Source organism: Streptomyces sp. R35 (assembly GCF_041053035.1).
Lineage (GTDB): Bacteria > Actinomycetota > Actinomycetes > Streptomycetales > Streptomycetaceae > Streptomyces > Streptomyces lutosisoli.
Genome location: NZ_CP163440.1, coordinates 7,082,461 through 7,100,369 on the forward strand (window position 1 = coordinate 7,082,461; position 17,909 = coordinate 7,100,369).

The 17,909-nt window shown below is 70.6% G+C and carries 12 protein-coding genes; 5 read left to right on the top strand and 7 right to left on the bottom strand.

What is annotated here, in order from left to right; genetic code table 11:
• The first annotated feature begins 586 nt into the window (after window positions 1–586).
• The gene (locus AB5J50_RS32245) at window positions 587–2,917 is read left to right on the top strand and encodes a transglycosylase domain-containing protein (protein ID WP_369261717.1); all 2,331 of its coding nucleotides are present in this window, start codon (window positions 587–589) and stop codon (window positions 2,915–2,917) included.
• A 112-nt stretch (window positions 2,918–3,029) separates the two neighbouring features.
• On the opposite strand, the gene AB5J50_RS32250 is transcribed toward AB5J50_RS32245, so the two are convergent.
• The 6 genes from AB5J50_RS32250 to AB5J50_RS32275 form a co-directional block, all read right to left on the bottom strand.
• Window positions 3,030–5,186: a SpoIIE family protein phosphatase gene (locus AB5J50_RS32250; RefSeq protein WP_369261718.1), complete on the bottom strand. Its 2,157-nt coding sequence runs from the start codon at window positions 5,184–5,186 to the stop codon at window positions 3,030–3,032.
• Between the two features lie 343 nt (window positions 5,187–5,529).
• The gene (locus tag AB5J50_RS32255; protein WP_327431366.1) at window positions 5,530–6,222 is read right to left on the bottom strand and encodes a DUF402 domain-containing protein; all 693 of its coding nucleotides are present in this window, start codon (window positions 6,220–6,222) and stop codon (window positions 5,530–5,532) included.
• A gap of 115 nt (window positions 6,223–6,337) precedes the next feature.
• Complete coding sequence (locus AB5J50_RS32260; RefSeq protein WP_327431367.1) at window positions 6,338–7,741, bottom strand: class II fumarate hydratase; 1,404 nt, start codon at window positions 7,739–7,741, stop codon at window positions 6,338–6,340.
• A gap of 103 nt (window positions 7,742–7,844) precedes the next feature.
• Window positions 7,845–8,675, bottom strand: a complete 831-nt coding sequence (locus tag AB5J50_RS32265; RefSeq protein WP_369261720.1) for a DUF2690 domain-containing protein — start codon at window positions 8,673–8,675, stop codon at window positions 7,845–7,847.
• A 248-nt stretch (window positions 8,676–8,923) separates the two neighbouring features.
• On the bottom strand, window positions 8,924–9,475 hold the full coding sequence (locus AB5J50_RS32270; protein WP_369261721.1) for an SH3 domain-containing protein: 552 nt from the start codon (window positions 9,473–9,475) through the stop codon (window positions 8,924–8,926).
• A 464-nt stretch (window positions 9,476–9,939) separates the two neighbouring features.
• A complete protein-coding gene (locus AB5J50_RS32275; RefSeq protein WP_369261723.1) occupies window positions 9,940–11,607 on the bottom strand; it encodes a fumarate hydratase in 1,668 nt (555 codons plus the stop codon).
• 281 nt (window positions 11,608–11,888) lie between these two features.
• Between AB5J50_RS32275 and AB5J50_RS32280 the strand changes: the two genes are divergently transcribed.
• The 4 genes from AB5J50_RS32280 (at window position 11,889) to AB5J50_RS32295 (ending at window position 16,624) form a co-directional block, all read left to right on the top strand.
• The gene (locus AB5J50_RS32280; RefSeq protein WP_369261724.1) at window positions 11,889–13,556 is read left to right on the top strand and encodes a hypothetical protein; all 1,668 of its coding nucleotides are present in this window, start codon (window positions 11,889–11,891) and stop codon (window positions 13,554–13,556) included.
• A gap of 62 nt (window positions 13,557–13,618) precedes the next feature.
• Window positions 13,619–15,271 (top strand): hypothetical protein, encoded by a 1,653-nt coding sequence (locus tag AB5J50_RS32285; RefSeq protein WP_369261725.1) that lies wholly within the window; start codon window positions 13,619–13,621, stop codon window positions 15,269–15,271.
• 52 nt (window positions 15,272–15,323) lie between these two features.
• Window positions 15,324–16,052, top strand: a complete 729-nt coding sequence (locus AB5J50_RS32290; RefSeq protein ID WP_369261726.1) for a DUF1707 domain-containing protein — start codon at window positions 15,324–15,326, stop codon at window positions 16,050–16,052.
• Between the two features lie 200 nt (window positions 16,053–16,252).
• Window positions 16,253–16,624, top strand: coding sequence for a WhiB family transcriptional regulator (locus AB5J50_RS32295; protein WP_327431372.1), 372 nt, complete (start codon window positions 16,253–16,255; stop codon window positions 16,622–16,624).
• 192 nt (window positions 16,625–16,816) lie between these two features.
• Here the strand turns inward: AB5J50_RS32295 and glpX are convergent, their stop codons facing one another.
• The gene (gene glpX / locus AB5J50_RS32300) at window positions 16,817–17,851 is read right to left on the bottom strand and encodes a class II fructose-bisphosphatase (RefSeq protein ID WP_369261728.1); all 1,035 of its coding nucleotides are present in this window, start codon (window positions 17,849–17,851) and stop codon (window positions 16,817–16,819) included.
• Between the last annotated feature and the right edge of the window lie 58 nt (window positions 17,852–17,909).

Here is a 17,909-nt window from a genome sequence, read left to right on the forward strand (position 1 = left end):
CACCGGTTTCCTCGCCCCCGCCGCCCCTACCCGTCCCACCCCTGGGGGCTGCGCCCCCAGACCCCCCTAAAAGATTGCGCAGTTCCCCGCGCCCCTAAAGACAAAAGACCGGGGGCGGGCCGGGGGCGAGCCGTCAGGGGCGCGGGGAACTGCGCGAGCAACCCCCACCGGCCCGCAGCTGAACGAACCAGTGCGGGCCGGGGATCGGGGGGGGCGCAGCCCCGCGTCTTCAGGGGCGCGGGGCTGTGACATTTGCGGCTCCGCCGCGGGGCGCGACCAGCCCCCACCCACCCGCACCCGACACACAACCGAACGGGGGTCGAAGGGGCAGAGCCCCTGGGGATGGGACGGGTAGGGGCGGCGGGGGCGAGGTAACCCAAGTGCGATCACTTTCCGCATCCCGGCAACCTTCCACCCCTCTCGCTCGTCGGTTTCGTTGGGGCAGCTGCGCAGCGCGTGCTGATTCTCACGTCCGGAAAAGACCGGATCGGCGGCCCTTTGTCATAGCGCGCGGTGTTAGCTTTCTGAGCTGACCTGAGCGACGAACCTGTGTGCCACACGAGAGTGAAGCGGAGCGGATCGACCCATGGGACGAGCGGAAGAGAGACGAGCGCGGCAGGCGCAGGGCCGCCGCGCGGCGCCCAAGCGCTCGTCCGGATCGGCATCCGGAGCGGCGTCCGGAGCGACGGCAGGGGGGAAGAAAGCCCCCCGCAGCGGTATACGCAGGTTCGTCAACTGGAAGACGATCCTCGGGACGTTCCTCGGCTGCTGCCTCCTCGGCATGGGCGCCTTCATCGTGCTCTACATGGTCGTCGACATACCCAAGGGCAACGCCGCCGCCAGGCAGCAGAGCAACATCTACCAGTACAGCGACGGCAAACTGCTCGCCCGCACCGGCACCGTCAACCGCGAGATCGTGGACCTGGACAAGGTGCCCAAGGACGTCCAGAAGACCTTCGTCGCCGCCGAGAACAAGTCGTTCTACAAGGACGCGGGCGTCGACCTCAAGGGCACGGCCCGCGGTCTGATCAACACCCTCTCCGGCAAGGGCAAGCAGGGTGGTTCGACGATCACCCAGCAGTACGTCAAGAACTACTACCTCAACCAGGACCAGACCGTCACGCGCAAGCTGAAGGAACTGGTCATCTCGCTGAAGGTGGACCGCCAGACGTCCAAGGACGACATCCTCGCGGGCTACATCAACACCAGCTACTACGGCGAGGGCGCGTACGGCATCCAGGCCGCGGCCCAGGCGTACTACGGCGTCGACGCGAGCGAACTCAAGGTCGAGCAGGGCGCGTACCTCGCCTCGCTGCTTCAGGCCCCGAGCCAGTACGACTGGGCGGTCGCCACGGACACCGGCAAGCGACTGGTCAAGGCCCGCTGGGCCTACACCCTCGACAACATGGTCGAGGAGGGCTGGCTGGACTCCGCCAAGCGCGCGGACATGAAGTTCCCGGAGCCGAAGGCCCCCAAGGGCGCGCCCGGCATGGAGGGCCAGACCGGCTACTTGGTGAAGGCGGCCGACAGCGCGCTGGCGAAGCAGCTCGTCGCCCAGGGCACCGCCACCAACCTGGACGACGCCCAGAACATGGTCGACGCGGGCGGCTGGACCATCACGCTCAACATCGACAAGAAGAAGCAGGCGCTGCTGGAGAAGACCGTCAAGGCGCAGCTGACCAGCAAGCTGAACCCGAAGAAGCGCAAGGTCGACGGCGACATCCAGGCCGGTGCCGTCTCCGTCGACCCCAAGACGGGCAAGGTCCTGGCGATGTACGGCGGTCAGAACTACCTCGACCACTACATCAACAACGCGACCCGCCCCGACTATCAGGTCGCGTCGACCTTCAAGCCCCTGATCCTCGCGGCGGCCCTCGACGAGCAGGCCAAGACGCAGAGCGGCAAGACGATCACGGCGAACACGGTCTACGACGGTACGAACCGCCGTCCCGTCGTGGGCAGTGACATCGCCTTCGCGCCGCCGAACGAGGACGAGCGCAGCTACGGCAACGTCACCGTCCAGACCGCGGTGAACAAGTCCATCAACTCCGTCTTCGCGCAGATGGGCGTCGACGTCGGCATGGACGAGGTCCTCAAGGTCGCGGGCAAGCTCGGCATGGACACCGAGAAGCTGGAGTCGGTGCCCGCGCAGACCCTCGGCTCCATGGGCGCGAGCCCGCTGCAGATGGCCGGCGTGTACGCGACGCTCGACAACCACGGCAAGAAGGTCACCCCTGCCATCCTGGCGAAGGTCGAGCACAAGGACCGTACGGTCAAGATCCCGGACGCGATCGGCGACCAGGTCATCAGCGAAGAGGCCGCCGACACGGTCACCTCGGTGCTGACCGGCGTGGTCGACGACGGTACGGCCCGGGTCTCCGTGCGGGACAACCCCGCCCGCGACGGCCAGCAGGTCGCCGGCAAGACGGGTACGTCCGACAACAACAAGTCGGCCTGGTTCACCGGCTACACGCCGAACCTGGTCACGTCGGTCGGTCTGTTCGGCGAGGGCGCGGTAGGGACCAGCAAGGCGGGCCAGCAGGTGTCGATGAAGGGCGCCACGGGCCTCGTGGCGGAGAGCGGCCGTGTCAACGGTGGTGGGTTCCCGGCTCAGATCTGGGCCGAGTACACCTTCGGCGCGATGGGCAAGGTCACCAAGTTCGACCTGAACACCACGTCGGGCGCGGCGGTGCAGCCCACCACCCTGACGCCCACGCCCACGCGGACGCGGAGCAGCACCCCGACGTCGTCCCCGACCACCGAGGAACCGACCACCGAGCCGCCGACGACCTCCAGCCCGCCGACCCCGACGGACGAGCCGACGACGACCGAGCCGACCACCACGAAGCCGACGACTGCGACGGCGACGCCGACCGACGGGATCCCGGACAACCCACTGGATCCGAACAGTCAGTAGGACATGGTCAGTAGTGCACGCCAAGGGCGCCCGGTGATCCACCGGGCGCCCTTGGCGTCTCTGTCCTACCCGTCTCATCCATCAAGCGCGCACGGCACGCACGGCGCCGCGCTCAGCCCCGGTTCAGCTCGAACCAGACCACCTTGCCCGTGCTCAGCCGCGTCGCGCCCCACCGTCTGGCCAGTTTGTTCACCAGATAGAGCCCGCGTCCGCCCTCGTCCGTGGCGCGCGCCTGCCGCAGCCGCGGCAGTTGCGGTACGTCGTCGCCGACCTCGCAGCGCAGTACGTCCGTGCGCAGCAGCCGCAGTGTGACCGGGCGGGACGCATAGCGGACGGCGTTCGTCACGACCTCGCTGACCAGCAGCTCCACGGAGTCGGTCATGTCCTCCAGGCCCCAGCGGGACAGCGCGCGCCGGGCCAGCCGGCGGGCCCGCCCGGGGGCGGCGTCCTCCGGTTCGAGGAACCAGTACGCGACATCGCTCGGCGCGATCCCGTCGAAGCGCGCGGCGAGCAGCGCGATGTCGTCGTCCCGGTCGCCCGGGCCGAGCATGTCGAGCACCTCGTCGCACAGCGCTTCGAGCGGCGGCGGATGGTCGGGTCCGGTCAGTGCGGCGGTCGCGGCGAGCTTCTCCCGCAACTGCTCTATCCCGGTCCACACGTCGCGCAGGCGGGACTCGACGAGCCCGTCGGTGTAGAGGAGCAGGGTGGCTCCGGCGGGTGCGTCCAGTTCTACGGCCTCGAAGTCGACGCCGCCCACACCGATGGGGGCACCCGGCGGCACCCGCAGCACCTCGGCCCGCCCGCCCAGGTGCAGCAGGACCGGCGGGGGATGGCCCGCGTTGGCGATGGTGATGCGGTGCGAGACCGGGTCGTAGACGGCGTACAGGCACGTCGCCATGCGGTCGGTGCCGAGCCGCTGCGCCTGCTCGTCGAGGTGGTGCAGCACCTCCTGCGGCGGCAGATCGAGCCCGGCGAGGGTCTGCGCGGTCGTCCGCAGCTGGCCCATGATGGCCGCCGACGTCATGGAGTGACCCATCACGTCACCGACGACGAGGGCGACGCGGCTGCCCGGCAGCGGGATCGCGTCGTACCAGTCGCCGCCGACGCGCGCGGTCTCGGCGGCCGGAAGGTACCGGCTGGCCAGCCGTACACCCGTCGGCCGCGGCAGCGTCTCGGGCAGCATCGTGCGCTGCAACTCGTCGGCGATGTACGCCTCACGCCCGTACAGCACCGCCTTGTCGATGCCGAGAGCGCTGTGCGTGGCGAGCTGGGCGGCGACCAGCAGATCGTCGGCCTCGAAGGCGAGGCGCTCCGGGCGGCGCAGGAACAGCGCCGCGCCGATCACCCGGCGGCGGCCGCGCAGCGGCGCCAGGATCGCGCGCTGCCCGCCCGGCACGACCAGGTCGTCGCCGAGCAGCTCGGGCAGCGCGGCCCGGGCGGCGGGCGCGTCCGCGAACACCGGCCGTACACCGCGCAGTACCTCGGCGAGGGCGCCACCGGGGCGCACCTCGCACAACTCGGCCGTCATCGACTGCAGTTCGCTGGGCTCGGGCCGCAGCGCGGGCATGAAGCCGCCGTCGGTGTCCCGGTCCTCCGGGATCCGGTCGGTGCGCCGCAGCCGCAGCACGAGGGGCCCGGTGGGCCGCTCGTCGCCGACCGGCAGCGGGTCGCGCAGATAGACGAGGATCGCGTCCGAGAAGGTCGGCACGGTGGCCCGGCACAGGCCCATCACGATCTCGTCGAGGTCGATGCCCCGGGCGATCCGCCGGGTCGCGGCGCCCACGAAGCGCAGCCGGTCGCCGTCGCGCCGCATCGGCATCGGACCGCCCTGCGGCAGCTGCCCCTGCCCGGTGCGCCGCTCCTTGCCGCCGCTCCGCGTCGGCCGGTCCTGCTCGGCGGCGGGCTGGGCCGGGATGGCCTCGGACGTGGGACGCGGGCGGTGCGGATCGGACTCGGCGGCCGAGGGCTGGGAGTGCTCGGGGCCGGGGGAGGCGGGCGGCGGTGTGGGCGCGCCGGTGCCGGAGGGCGAGGGCGAGCCCGCGCCGGTGTCGGCGGAGCCCTTGGCGCAGGGCACGGCCGTACCCGGTCCGGCCGGGGCGTCGCCGTTGCGTGCCTGAACGGGTAACGCGGCGGTTCCCGGCGTGAGGGACGGCTGCTCCGGGGTACGCAGGAGCGCCCCGCGAGGGTCCGCGGGGGCGGGCGTCCTGCCGGCGCCGGGCTGCCGGCGCTCGTGCGAGGTGGGGTGCTCCGTCACGCGTGTCGAATCCATCCGTCCGGGGCTGCGCGCCATGCGTGCAGTTCGTCCCGCAGCCCCGATACCCGGAATGTGTGCCCCGGGAACGGAATCTGCGCGTCGTCAGGGCCGGGTACGGCTCGCGCCGACCTGAACGCCTTCGCCGACGGCGTCGCCGGCGCGGACGCCGTGGCGAGCCCGCGCGGCCTGCCCGGCCGTCTGCAGGCCGTACCGCCGTGGCTCTCGTACCCCTCGCTCACGTCCTGCCGCCCCTCGGTGACGTATGGTCAAGCCCGGCTCATACTGCGGGAGTTGTTGCTGCCGTGCGCCCTTGCGGAAGACGATCCTACGGTTGTACCACGGGGGCGCATCAAGGGTCTCATGAGGACACGTGCGCGGGCGTACGGTCCCAGTCATCCGGCAGAGCGGGAACCGGCCACGACGGATCCGGGCGCCAGTGCTGCCAGCCGTCCGAGAACGGCGCGCCCCAGGCACGGACCGCATCCACCGCCGACCATCCCGCTTCCCTTACCCGTGCGGCCAGTTGAGCATCCATCAGACCGGCCCGCTGCGCCATGGCGAACTCGTCCTCGTCGAGCCAGCGCCAAGTCCGGTCCGGGTGCACGGAGATGTCCAGGAAGTGATCCTCGGAGTCCACTCCGCCCTCCCAACGGGCCAGCGGCGCCTCAAGGTTCACGTACCAGTTCTTGAAACGCCAGCCCGGCTCCCAGAACAGCCACACCGACCAGGGATCGCCGGGCCGCGCCAACTTCAGTACACCGGTGCCGAACCAGCGGCCGCGCTGCACCGTGCGCGGCTTGGTGTAGCGCGACTCCAGCGGCTCCCCGTGCACGGGCGTGCCGTCGGCGAGGACCGGCTTCACACACTCCGTGCCCGGGGCCAGCCACACCGCGAGCAGCTCCTCGTCGTCCCGTACGACGGTCACGGGACGGCAGATGTGGACGTGCTCGCCGGCGTTCTCCCGGTACCGCCACAGGACCTGACTCCCGGGGGCCCAGCGCGCCGTCGACCCGTCCGCTTCCACTCGTCTCACCGCTCCACCGTCTGCCATGACCAGATATTAGGTGCCCAGGGCATACGACGCTGCGGCGCGCGTCACGGTTCTCGCCACCCGGCACAGGACGTTACGGGGGCGTCATCAGGCGTTTCTCGGGAGACGCAGGGTGTTACGGATGCGTCATCCGCAGGACATCCAGCGCCTCGTCCAGCTGCTCAAGGGTCAGATCGCCCCGCTCCACGTACCCGGACTCCAGGACGACTTGGCGAATGGTCTTCCGCTCCGCCAGCGCCTTCTTGGCGACCTTGGCGGCCTCCTCGTACCCGATGTACTTGTTGAGCGGCGTCACCACGGACGGCGACGACTCGGCGTACTCGCGGGCCCGTTCGCGGTGCGCGACGATCCCGTCGACGGTGCGGTCGGCGAGCAGCCGCGAGACATTGGCGAGCAGTCGGACGGACTCCAGGACGTTCTTCGCGATGACGGGCAGCATGACGTTGAGTTCGAAGTTCCCGGCCGCTCCGGCCGTGGCGACGGTGGCGTCGTTCCCGGTCACCTGGGCGGCGACCATGAGCACGGCCTCGGGGATGACCGGATTCACCTTCCCCGGCATGATCGAGGACCCCGGCTGAAGATCCGGGAGGCTGATCTCGGCCAGTCCGGTGCGCGGCCCGGAAGCCATCCACCGCAGGTCGTTCGCGATCTTCGTCAGCCCGACGGCGATGGTCCTGAGTTGCCCGCTGGTCTCGACGATGCCGTCGCGCGCCCCCTGCGCCTCGAAGTGGTCGCGGGCTTCGGTGAGCGGCAGCCCGGTGTCCCGGGCCACTTCCGCGATGACGGCGGCGGAGAACCCGGGCGGGGTGTTGATCCCGGTCCCCACGGCCGTTCCCCCGAGCGGCAGTTCGGCGAGCCGGGGCAGCGAGGCGTTCAGCCGCTCGACCCCGTACCGCACCTGGGCCGCGTACCCCCCGAACTCCTGTCCCAGTGTCACCGGCGTCGCGTCCATGAGATGCGTACGCCCGGACTTCACCACATCGGCGAACTCCTCGGACTTGCGTGCGAGCGAGGCCGCGAGGTGCTCCAGCGCGGGGACGAGATCGCGGGTGACGGCGGCGGTGGCGGCGATGTGGATCGAGGAGGGGAAGACGTCGTTCGACGACTGCGACGCGTTCACATGGTCATTGGGATGTACGTCCCTGCCGAGCCGCTCGGTCGCGAGCGTGGCGATGACCTCGTTGGTGTTCATGTTGGAGGACGTGCCGGACCCCGTCTGGAAGACGTCGACCGGAAAGTGCGTGTCCCAGCGCCCCTCGGCGACCTCAGCGGCCGCCTCCTGGATCGCCTCCGCGACATCCTTGCCGATCACACCCAGCTCGCCGTTCACCTTCGCGGCCGCCGCCTTGATGCGGGCGAGGGCCTCGATGTGGGCGCGCTCCAGGTGCTGTCCGGAGATCGGGAAGTTCTCCACGGCCCGTTGCGTCTGGGCCCGCCACTTCGCGTCCGCGGGCACCCTGACCTCACCCATGGAGTCGTGCTCGATGCGGAACGGGACTTCAGCCTGGCCATCTGCCATGGACGACACCTCCACTGGTGACAGCATCGCCGACGGGTCCCGTGTTCCCGCGGCAGGCGACGGAAACGGAGTGTCCCGTACGCCGGCCTGCGGGGTCCGGCGGTCAGCGCCGCGGAACGCCGAACAGGCCGGTGCACGCGGGCTTCCCGCCGACCTTGGCGCACGCCTCCGCTCCGCGCGGGTTCGACGCGGCCAGCATCGGGCTGCTGTAGCCGTCCGACTTGTCGCCCGGGTAGGTGGCGGACAGTTCGTCCTGACCCGACCTGATCGAGATCTCCCGCGCGCCGCCGGCCCGGGTGCGCACCTCGGACCAGACCGTGGCGCAGGACGGCGAGAAGCGCAGCAGGACGACTTGGGCGGCCTTGGCGACGGTGCTCTCCGTACGCGCGTCACGGCCGCAGGTCTCGGAGGTCGGGAACTCCCCCTGGCAGCTGCTGCCGCGGCAGGCCGCGGCCGCCCGGGGGGCCGCCGCCTCGTCGGGGTCGATGATGTCCGCCGCGCCGGCGGTGACCGCCACCGTGGCGGCCACCGCTGCGAGGGCGACAACGGCCCGGTTCGGCTGCCGGACACGGCGCAGCCGCCGGGCGCGGACGGGTGCGGGTGCCGGTGCCGGCGGTACGGGTGCGACCGTGCTCGGCGGCTGCTGCCGCGGCGCGGTCGCCGCCCTGGCCTGGGCCCGGACCGCGGCGTCCCACAGGGAGACCAGCGGACCGGGGTCGGTGTCCGCGAGCCGGCCGAGCGCCTCGACCGCCTGGCGCGGCGGGAACTGGTCGCCGTTCAGATAGCGGTGCCAGGTCGACTTGCTGAACGGGGTGGCGGTGGCCAGCGCGGCCAGACTCAGCCCCGTCCGCTGCTTGAGGGTGCGCAGCCGCTCCACCAGGAGCTGCCCTGCGTCGTCCGACGAGTCGGGCAGCGGCTGCCTCTTGACCGTCACGTGGCTCTCCATCTTGCTCCCTCGCCGTGCCGGGTTACCGCCCTGATGTGTTCCCGCGTGCGACGCCGGGCCACACCACGATCGCCGGAATATGAAGGGGAGTTGACCTGCTGTTTCGCCGCGGGGAGGCGGTGTGATCGGCTGATCGACGGGTCGTACGTCAGGTTGTGCGACCGGTGGTACCTCCTGACGGGGGGCTGCCCCGCCCCGTCAGGAGGTACCGGGTGTCATGAGCGGCGGAGCGCTCCTCAGCACCAGCGAACGGCGCTGCGGTTCCTCAGGTAGCGGGCGGAGACGTAGCCCTTGCGGTGGGCGAGCTTGAACCAGCGCTGGTTGCCCAGGACGCTGGAGCCCAGCTTCTTGCAGGAGATGGCCACGACGCGGCCGATGGGCTGCGAGCCGATGACCCGGTAGCCGGTACCCGGACCGGACCGGACGTTCAGCCGCAGGTGGTGGGTCGCCACACGACCCCAGGTGTGCGTCAGCACGCGGTGCCGGGCGTGCGTGGTGACGTGGTGCCGGGCGTGCGTGGTGACGTGGTGCCGGGCGTGGTGGCGCAGGTGGCTTGCCGCGTGGTGCCGGACGTGGGTCTTCGGCTTGGTGTGCCGCGTGCCGGGCCGGCCGGGAACGGCGGACTGCGGGGCGGTCGGGTACCAGCTCGGCGTCGAGGTCTGCGAGGGCGTTGTGCTCCAGCCGGGAGCGTGCGGAGCCGGTCCGGCGGAGGCGACGGCCGCCGCCGGGAAGATGGCGACAGCCGCGATGGCGGCCACGAGGCCGTTGCGCAGTGTGCGTCGAATCATGGGACTTCCCTCCGAGTTGACCTTCGGATCACAGGCTGTGATCCAGTCAGCACGGAGCTTTTCCGGCAAAGCGCACAAAGATGCCGTCCCGCTTGTTCCTGGGACGAAGTGGGACAGCGGGGAGATGTCCCGGGACGCAGCACCATCGCTGGGTGGTGTGTCGGCTGCGGACCGGTGGGGGCCGTTCGCGCCCCGCGGCGGAGCCGCAAATGTCACAGCCCCGCGCCCCTGACGGCGCGGGGCTTCGCCCCGCGATCCCCCGCCCGCCCTGGTTCGTTCGGCTGCGGGCCGGTGGGGGTTGCTCGCGCAGTTCCCCGCGCCCCTTTTAGGGGCGCGGGGAACTGCGCAATCTTTTAGCGGGGGTCTGGGGGCGCAGCCCCCAGGGATGGGACGGGTAGGGGCGGCGGGGGCGCTGCATCCATCAGCGGCTCCGCCGCGGGCCGTCCCCGGGCGCCCCGAAGGTGCTACGCCAGCCCGGGCCCCCGCACCGGAATCGACGTGAACGTCGGCGCCGGCGCCGGGTCCTGGAAGAAGTCGTTGCCCTTGTCGTCGACGACGATGAACGCCGGGAAGTCCTCGACCTCGATCTTCCAGACGGCCTCCATGCCGAGCTCCTCGTACTCGACGACCTCGACCTTCTTGATGCAGTCCTGGGCGAGCCGCGCGGCGGGCCCGCCGATGGAGCCGAGGTAGAAGCCGCCATGCGCGTCACACGCGTTGGTGACCTGCGCCGACCGGTTCCCCTTCGCCAGCATCACCTTGGAGCCACCCGCCGCCTGGAACTGCTCGACGTAGGAGTCCATACGGCCGGCGGTCGTCGGCCCGAAGGACCCGGACGCGTACCCCTCGGGCGTCTTCGCCGGACCGGCGTAGTACACCGGGTGGTCCTTCAGGTACTGCGGCATCTCCTCGCCCGCGTCCAGCCGCTCCTTGATCTTGGCGTGCGCGATGTCACGGGCCACGACGAGCGGGCCGGAGAGCGAGAGCCGGGTCTTGACCGGGTACTTGGTCAGCTCGGCGAGGATGTCGTCCATCGGCTGGTTGAGGTCGATGCGCACGACGTCCCCCGCCTCGTCGAGGTGCTCGTCCGTGGTGTCGGGGAGGAAGCGCGCGGGGTCGGTCTCCAGCTGCTCCAGGAACACACCCTCGGCGGTGATCTTCGCGACGGCCTGCCGGTCGGCGGAGCAGGACACGGCGATCGCGACAGGGCAGGAGGCGCCGTGCCGGGGCAGCCGGACGACCCGTACGTCGTGGCAGAAGTACTTGCCGCCGAACTGCGCACCGATCCCGATCTTCTGCGTCAGCTCGAAGACCTTCTCCTCCAGCTCCTTGTCCCGGAAGCCGTGGCCCAGCTCGGAGCCCTCGGCCGGGATCTCGTCCAGGTAGTGCGCGGAGGCGTACTTCGCGGTCTTCAGGGCGTACTCGGCGGACGTACCGCCGACGACGATCGCCAGGTGGTACGGCGGGCAGGCGGCCGTACCGAGCGAGCGGATCTTCTCCTCCAGGAACTTCATCATGGAGGCCTCGTTCAGAACGGCCTTCGTCTCCTGGTACAGGAAGCTCTTGTTCGCGGACCCGCCGCCCTTGGCCATGAAGAGGAACTTGTAGGCGCCGCCGTCGGTCGCGTACAGCTCGATCTGCGCCGGCAGGTTCGAGCCGGTGTTCTTCTCCTCCCACATGGTGAGGGGAGCCATCTGCGAGTAGCGCAGGTTGAGGTTCTTGTAGGCGTCGTAGATGCCACGGCTCAGGGCCGCCTCGTCGCCGCCCTCCGTGAGCACGTTCTGCCCGCGCTTGCCCATGACGATGGCGGTGCCGGTGTCCTGGCACATGGGGAGGACGCCCGCGGCCGCGATGTTCGCGTTCTTCAGGAGGTCCAGCGCCACGAACTTGTCGTTGCTCGACGCCTCGGGGTCGTCGATGATGCGCCGCAGCTGGGCCAGGTGGGCGGGCCGCAGATAGTGCTGGATGTCATGAATGGCCTCCGCGGCGAGCTGGCGCAGCGCCTCCGGCTCGACCTTGAGGAACGTGCGCCCGTCGGCCTCGAAGGTGGAGACACCCTCGGAGGTCACCAACCGGTACGGGGTGGTGTCCTCTCCCTGGGGGAGCAGATCGGTGTACGCGAACTCAGGCATCTAGCCCATTCCTCACTCGGCAGACGACGGCGTGCCTCCGTTGGCAGCGCGTCCTCAAGCGTAGAGCGCGCCTCCGGAGCCGGGCCTGTGAGGTAAGGCTCAGTTCCAGGCGGGTGACGTCCGCATCGGCCAAGCGGTGCGAACGAAGCGTGTCAGCGCGGTCACTACCGATGGTTCGTCCAGATTGTGCGTACGTGCCCTGCGCTCGCGCACGAGAGGACGATCACATGAGGTTCGGATTCCACGGCCGGTCCGTAGCGAGACGGGTCGCAACGATCGGCGTGGCAGCAGTGCTCTGGGCGGGACTCTCCTCGGGGGCATGGCAGGACCACGCACACGCGGGCGGACGAGCACCCGAACCCGGCACCGCGGTCGCCTGGGGGAACGACGACTCGGGCCGGCTCGGCCGCGGGGTCGGTTCCGGGGTGAGCACCACCCCGGTCACCGTCTGCGGCGGCGCCTCCTGCGCCGGACCCTTGGACGGTGTGGTCGCGGTCGAGGCCGGAGCCGGCCACGGCGTGGCCTTGCGCGACGACGGCACGGTCTGGACCTGGGGATCCAACCAGTACGGTCAGCTGGGCGACGGCACCACCGACCCGCGGACCACGCCCGCCCGGGTGGGTTCTCTCACGGATGTGACCGCCATCGCCGCGGGCGACAACCACAGCCTCGCGCTCCGGCGGGACGGCACCGTCTGGGCGTGGGGCCGCAACAACGCGGGCCAGCTGGGCGACGACAGCACCACGGACCGGCACTCGCCCGTCCAGGTGGCCTGTCTCTTTTCGCCCGAGGCCGGATGCAGTGACCCCGTTCTGGCCGGTGTGACCGCCATTGCCGCGGGCGCCGAGCACAGCCTCGCACTGTTCGCGGGGGGTTATGTAGGTGCCTGGGGAAGCAACACATTCGGTCAGCTGGGCAACGGCACGACCGACTCGAGCCCCTTCCCGGTCCTCGCGGCGGGCGTGCCCAGCTCGGTGAAGGCCATCGCGGCGGGATCCGATCACAGCGTGGCGGTGCGCCTGGACGGCGGCGCGGTCTACGGCTGGGGACGCAACGCCAAGGGCCAGCTGGGCGACGGCACCACCACCGACACCGACTGGCCGGTCCAGGTGTGCGCCGTGGGCACGAGTGCGGGCTGCACCACCTTCCTCAGCGGGGTGAACAGCGTCGAGGCCGGCGGGTCCCACACCCTGGCCGTCCTGACCGATGGCAGCGTGCGCAGTTGGGGATACAACGGCTCCGGTCAGCTGGGCGACGGCACCACCACGGACAGGCCCACGCCCGTCCGGGTCTGCGGGTCGGGAACTGCCGCGGGATGCACCACGTACCTCGGCGGCGTGAACCAGGTCTCCGCGGGCGCCTTCTTCAGCCTGACCCGGCAGACCGACGGCACCGCCCGCGCCTGGGGCTTGAATGGCTCCGGTCAGCTCGGCGACGGCACGACGACGACCAGGACCGCCCCGGTCAGGGTCTGCGCGAGCGGGCAGACCACGCCGTGCGGCCGCTTGCTGGAGGGTGCGGGCGCCGTCGCGGCGGGTTCCGACTTCAGCCTGGCGATCGCTCTGCCGCGCGCCGACGTGCGGGTCGCGATCAGCGCGGACGAACCCGTGGCGAGCGGTGAGGACCTGACCTACACCATCACGGTCCGCAACGACGGGCCGACCGCCGCGGACAACGTGACGGTCACCAGCACACTGCCCGCCCAGAGCGGGTTCGTCAGCGCCACACCGAGCAGGGGCAGCTGCACCGGCCCGCCCACCGGGACCTCCGGCACCGTGACCTGCGTGCTCGGCCGGGTCGGCGCCAACGTGCAGGCCACCGCGAGCATCAGGGTCACGGTCACCGCCCCGGCCGGGAGCATGATCACCAAGACCGCGGCGGTGAGCAGCAGCACTCCCGACCCCAAGCAGGTCAACAACACCGCGACCCTCCGGACGCCGGTGAGCTGATGCGCACGAGAGGACGATCGATGGGAAGTACTGCGCGTGGCCGGTCCGCCCTGAGGCGGGCCATGGCCGCGGGACTTGCCGCACTGCTGTGGGCGGGGACGTCCCCGGGGGAGGCCACGGCGGGCAGTGCGGCCGAGCCCGGCAACGTGATGGCCTGGGGGTCCAATGGCACGGGGGAGTTGGGCACCGGCACCACCCTGACCAATGGCACCACACCGGGGACGGTGTGCGGCAGTGCTCCGTGCCCGAAGCCCCTGGACGACGTGGTCGCCGTCGAGGGAGGGGAGTCCTTCAGTGTGGCCCTCCGTGCGGACGGCACCGTCTGGGCCTGGGGCGCGAACACCAGCGGCCAGCTCGGCGACGGCACCTTCACCTCGCGGAGCGCACCTGTCCGGGTCGCGTCCCTCACGAATGTGACCGCCATCGCCTCGGGCAGCAACCACACCCTCGCGCTGCGCTCGGACGGCACGGTCTGGTCCTGGGGCTACAACCCCGACGGCGAGCTGGGCAACGGCACCACCACCAGCAGCGGCGTTCCGGTCCAAGTCTGCGCCGAGAACACCGGGGCGGGCTGCACCAGCTTCCTCACCGGTGTGACCGCCATTGCCGCAGGCCATACGCACAGCCTCGCCGTGGTCGCGGGAGGCGGTGTACGCGGCTGGGGAGGCAACGTCCACGGCCAGCTCGGTGACGGCACCACCCAGCAGCGGCTCGTACCGGTCTCCACCGCGCTGACCAGCGGAGTGCGGAGCCTCGCCGCCGGCCTCTTCTGGAGCCTGGCGGCGATGACGGACGGCACGGTCCGCGCCTGGGGCGACAACTTCTACGGCACCCTGGGAGACGGTACGACCACCGAAAGGCCGACGCCCGTGCGGGTCTGTGCGGTGGGAACGGCCGCGGGCTGCACCTCCTACCTCACAGGTGTGGCCTCGGTCGCCGGAGGCGAGGACCACAGCCTGGCGGTGCTGTCCAACGGCGGTGTCCGCGCGTGGGGCCACAACGACTCCGGCCAGCTGGGAGACGGTACGACCACCGACCGGCCGACGCCCGTGCGGGTCTGCGCGACGGGAACGAGTGCGGGCTGCACCACGTTCCTCGGCGGAGCGACCGCCGCCGACGTCGGCTTCCGCTTCAGCGTGACCCGGCAGGCCGACGGCACTGCCCGGGCCTGGGGCGCCAACGGCGGCAGGCTCGGAGATGGCACCCAGACGAACCGGAGCACACCGGTCCGCGTGTGCGCCTCCGGGCAGACCGCGCCGTGCAGCCGCCTGCTGGACGGTGTCGGCGCCGTCGCCGCGGGGTTCTTCCACACCCTGGCCGTCGTGCGGCCCCGCGCCGATCTGCGGGTCACGATCACCTCGGACGCACCCGTCGCGAACAACGAGGACCTGACCTACACGATCACGGTCCGCAATGATGGGCCGGCTGCCGCTGACGACGTGGTGCTTGACGACAGCCTTCCCGGCGAGGGCCGGTTCGTCAGCGCCACGCCCAGCAGGGGAAGCTGCGGCAAAGTCCCGCCCGTCGCCTCCTCCGACACCGTGACCTGCGCGCTGGGCCGTATCGGCGTCAATGCGCAGGCCGCCGTCACCATCAAGGTCACGGTCAGGGCCACGACGGGAACCACGATCGGCAACACGGTGACAGCTACGAGCAGTACACCTGACCCGAACCAGGCCAACAACACCGTCACTCTCGCGACGACGGTGAGCTGAAGACTGGAACGCGGACTAGTCGCGATCTATCGCGTTTGGGTACGCTGCTGCCGTGGACCTTCAGAAGCGCTCCAACCCGACCGCGCCCACTTCGGCGATGCCGACCGAGCTCCGTGCCTCCGACGCCGATCGCGACCGGATCGCGGACATCCTGCGTGACGCTCTCGCCGAGGGCCGCCTCACCCCGGAGGAGCACGCCGAGCGGGTGGAGGGGGTGCTGGCCACGAAGACGGTGGGCGAACTCGACCAGTTCATACGCGACCTGCCCGCCGCCCACCCGGGCCGCGCGACCTCCGCGTACACGTCCGCGCCCAACCGTCCCACCGCGGGCTCGATCCCGGTGGAGGCCGACGAGAACGTGGTGGCGGTCTTCAGCGCGGCCGCCCGCAAGGGCCGCTGGCGCGCCGGGCGCCGTATTCACGCCTACTCGGTCTTCGGCAATATCGAGATAGACCTCAGCGAGGCGATCTTCGAGTACCAGCACGTCGTGATCAAGGCGATCTCGGTCTTCGGCAACGTGGAGATCCGGGTCCCGGAGAACGTCTCGCTGCGCGGCAACGGCGGAGCGGTGCTGGGCAACTTCGAAGTGGCCACGCTGGATTCGGCCGATCCCCACGCACCGGTCGTCTACGTCGACGGACTCGCCGTACTCGGAAATGTCGAGGCAGCGCCCAAGCGCGGCAAGCTGATCGCGGACATTCTCGACCGGGTGACGGACCGTGTGACCGAGCGTGTGGCCGACCGGGTGGACCGGGGTTTGCGCAAACACCTGGACCGTTGACGCTTGTGAATTCGGCGGCGCCGACAGCGAATTGGTCCAGTTGTACGAGCCCTTGCCGCGTACGAGAATCACCGGGCTTCGGAACTCAGTGCATAGGCGCGCGCACAGCGGGTAGGCCTTGCTGCATCGTCTCTTGGAGGGCGCTGTGGAACTTTCCGCGGTGCCCGGCACGCTCGCGAAGCCGTCGTCAGGAGTAGACCGTGCTGCAACCGCCGCATCAGTCCCTGCAGGTAGCTGCCGTTCCGGCCCAGCGGGCGCCAGTGCGGGACAGGGATCAGGAAGCCCCATGGCACACGGAGGCGGTGTGCCGGCGAGACGAAGCCGGCCTGTTCTTCGCCCCTTCCAAGGAACCCACCGCGGCCCGGCTCTCCCGTGAGGAGGCGGCGAAGCGCGTTTGCGCCCGTTGCCCGGTGATGGTCGAGTGCCGCGAACACGCACTGCTGCAACCCGAGCCGTACGGCGTCTGGGGCGGCCTCACCGCCGCCGAACGCCGAGTGGTCCTCGCCAGGCGCCGCCGCCGCGACCTCGAACTCCAGAAGGCCACCCGGGGGACGATAGCGGCAGCCGGCTAACCGCCAAGCACAAAAGAGGGGCGCCCCTCCGCACAGGGGGCGCCCCTCTTTCCGTGGACACTCGTCAGGCAAGAGCTCCTTCAGGCATGCGTCCCTTCAGGCGCCCCTTCAGGGGCGCGGGGAACTGCGCGACCAGCCACATCCAACCCGCAGCTACCCACGGTCCGCAGTTACCTGGCATACCCGACGGAGTTACTTGGCCCGGTCGAAGTCAATCGCGCTATAAGCCCGCAGCTTGCTCAACCGGTGCTCCGACGTAATCTGCCGCACCGTACCCGACTTGGACCGCATGACGATCGACTCAGTCGTGGCGGTCTCCGCCCGATACCGCACCCCACGCAACAGCTCACCATCGGTGATCCCGGTGGCGACGAAGAACACGTTCTCGCCGGAGACCAGGTCGTTCGTGGTCAGTACGCGGTCCAGATCGTGACCGGCGTCGATGGCGCGCTGCCGCTCCTCGTCGTCCTTGGGCCACAGCTTGCCCTGGATGGTGCCGCCGAGGCACTTGACCGCACAGGCCGAGATGATGCCCTCGGGCGTGCCGCCGATGCCGAGCAGCAGGTCGATGCCGGTGCCCTCGCGCAGGGCCAGGATCGAGCCGGCGACATCGCCGTCGGAGATCAGTTTGATGCGCGCGCCGGTCTCCCGGATCTCCTTGATGATCCCGTCGTGACGCGGCCGGTCGAGGATGACGACCGTGACGTCCTCGGGCGTGGAGCGCTTGGCCTTGGCGACCCGCCGGATGTTCACGGAGACGGGCGCGTTGATGTCGACGAAGTCGGCGGCCTCGGGGCCGGTGACCAGCTTGTCCATGTAGAAGACCGCGGACGGGTCGAACATGGTGCCGCGGTCGGCGGCGGCGAGCACGGCGATCGCGTTGCTCATGCCCTTGGCGGTGAGCGTGGTCCCGTCGATCGGGTCGACGGCGATGTCGCACTCGGGACCGGTCCCGTCGCCCACGCGCTCCCCGTTGAAGAGCATCGGGGCCTCGTCCTTCTCGCCCTCACCGATGACGACGATGCCGTTCATCGAGACGGTGGAGACGAGGGTCCGCATGGCCCGCACGGCGGCGCCGTCGGCGCCGTTCTTGTCGCCGCGGCCGACCCAGCGGCCCGCGGCCATCGCGGCGGCCTCGGTGACGCGGACCAGTTCCAGGGCGAGATTTCGGTCGGGGGCCTCGGAGGGGACCTCGAGTTCGGACGGCAGTTGATGATTCTCGGTCATCGAGACGCACCTTTCTGATACGACGACGGCCGGATGAGGGTGATGGCCCCGACTCTAT

What these genes read in the sequence shown, in the direction of transcription:
- AB5J50_RS32245 (WP_369261717.1), top strand. Translation starts at nt 587, where the DNA reads ATGGGACGAGCGGAAGAGAGACGAGCGCGGCAGGCGCAGGGCCGCCGC.
- AB5J50_RS32250 (WP_369261718.1), bottom strand. Translation starts at nt 5,186, where the DNA reads ATGGATTCGACACGCGTGACGGAGCACCCCACCTCGCACGAGCGCCGG.
- AB5J50_RS32255 (WP_327431366.1), bottom strand. Translation starts at nt 6,222, where the DNA reads ATGGCAGACGGTGGAGCGGTGAGACGAGTGGAAGCGGACGGGTCGACG.
- AB5J50_RS32260 (WP_327431367.1), bottom strand. Translation starts at nt 7,741, where the DNA reads ATGGCAGATGGCCAGGCTGAAGTCCCGTTCCGCATCGAGCACGACTCC.
- AB5J50_RS32270 (WP_369261721.1), bottom strand. Translation starts at nt 9,475, where the DNA reads ATGATTCGACGCACACTGCGCAACGGCCTCGTGGCCGCCATCGCGGCT.
- AB5J50_RS32275 (WP_369261723.1), bottom strand. Translation starts at nt 11,607, where the DNA reads ATGCCTGAGTTCGCGTACACCGATCTGCTCCCCCAGGGAGAGGACACC.
- AB5J50_RS32285 (WP_369261725.1), top strand. Translation starts at nt 13,619, where the DNA reads ATGGCCGCGGGACTTGCCGCACTGCTGTGGGCGGGGACGTCCCCGGGG.
- glpX (WP_369261728.1), bottom strand. Translation starts at nt 17,851, where the DNA reads ATGACCGAGAATCATCAACTGCCGTCCGAACTCGAGGTCCCCTCCGAG.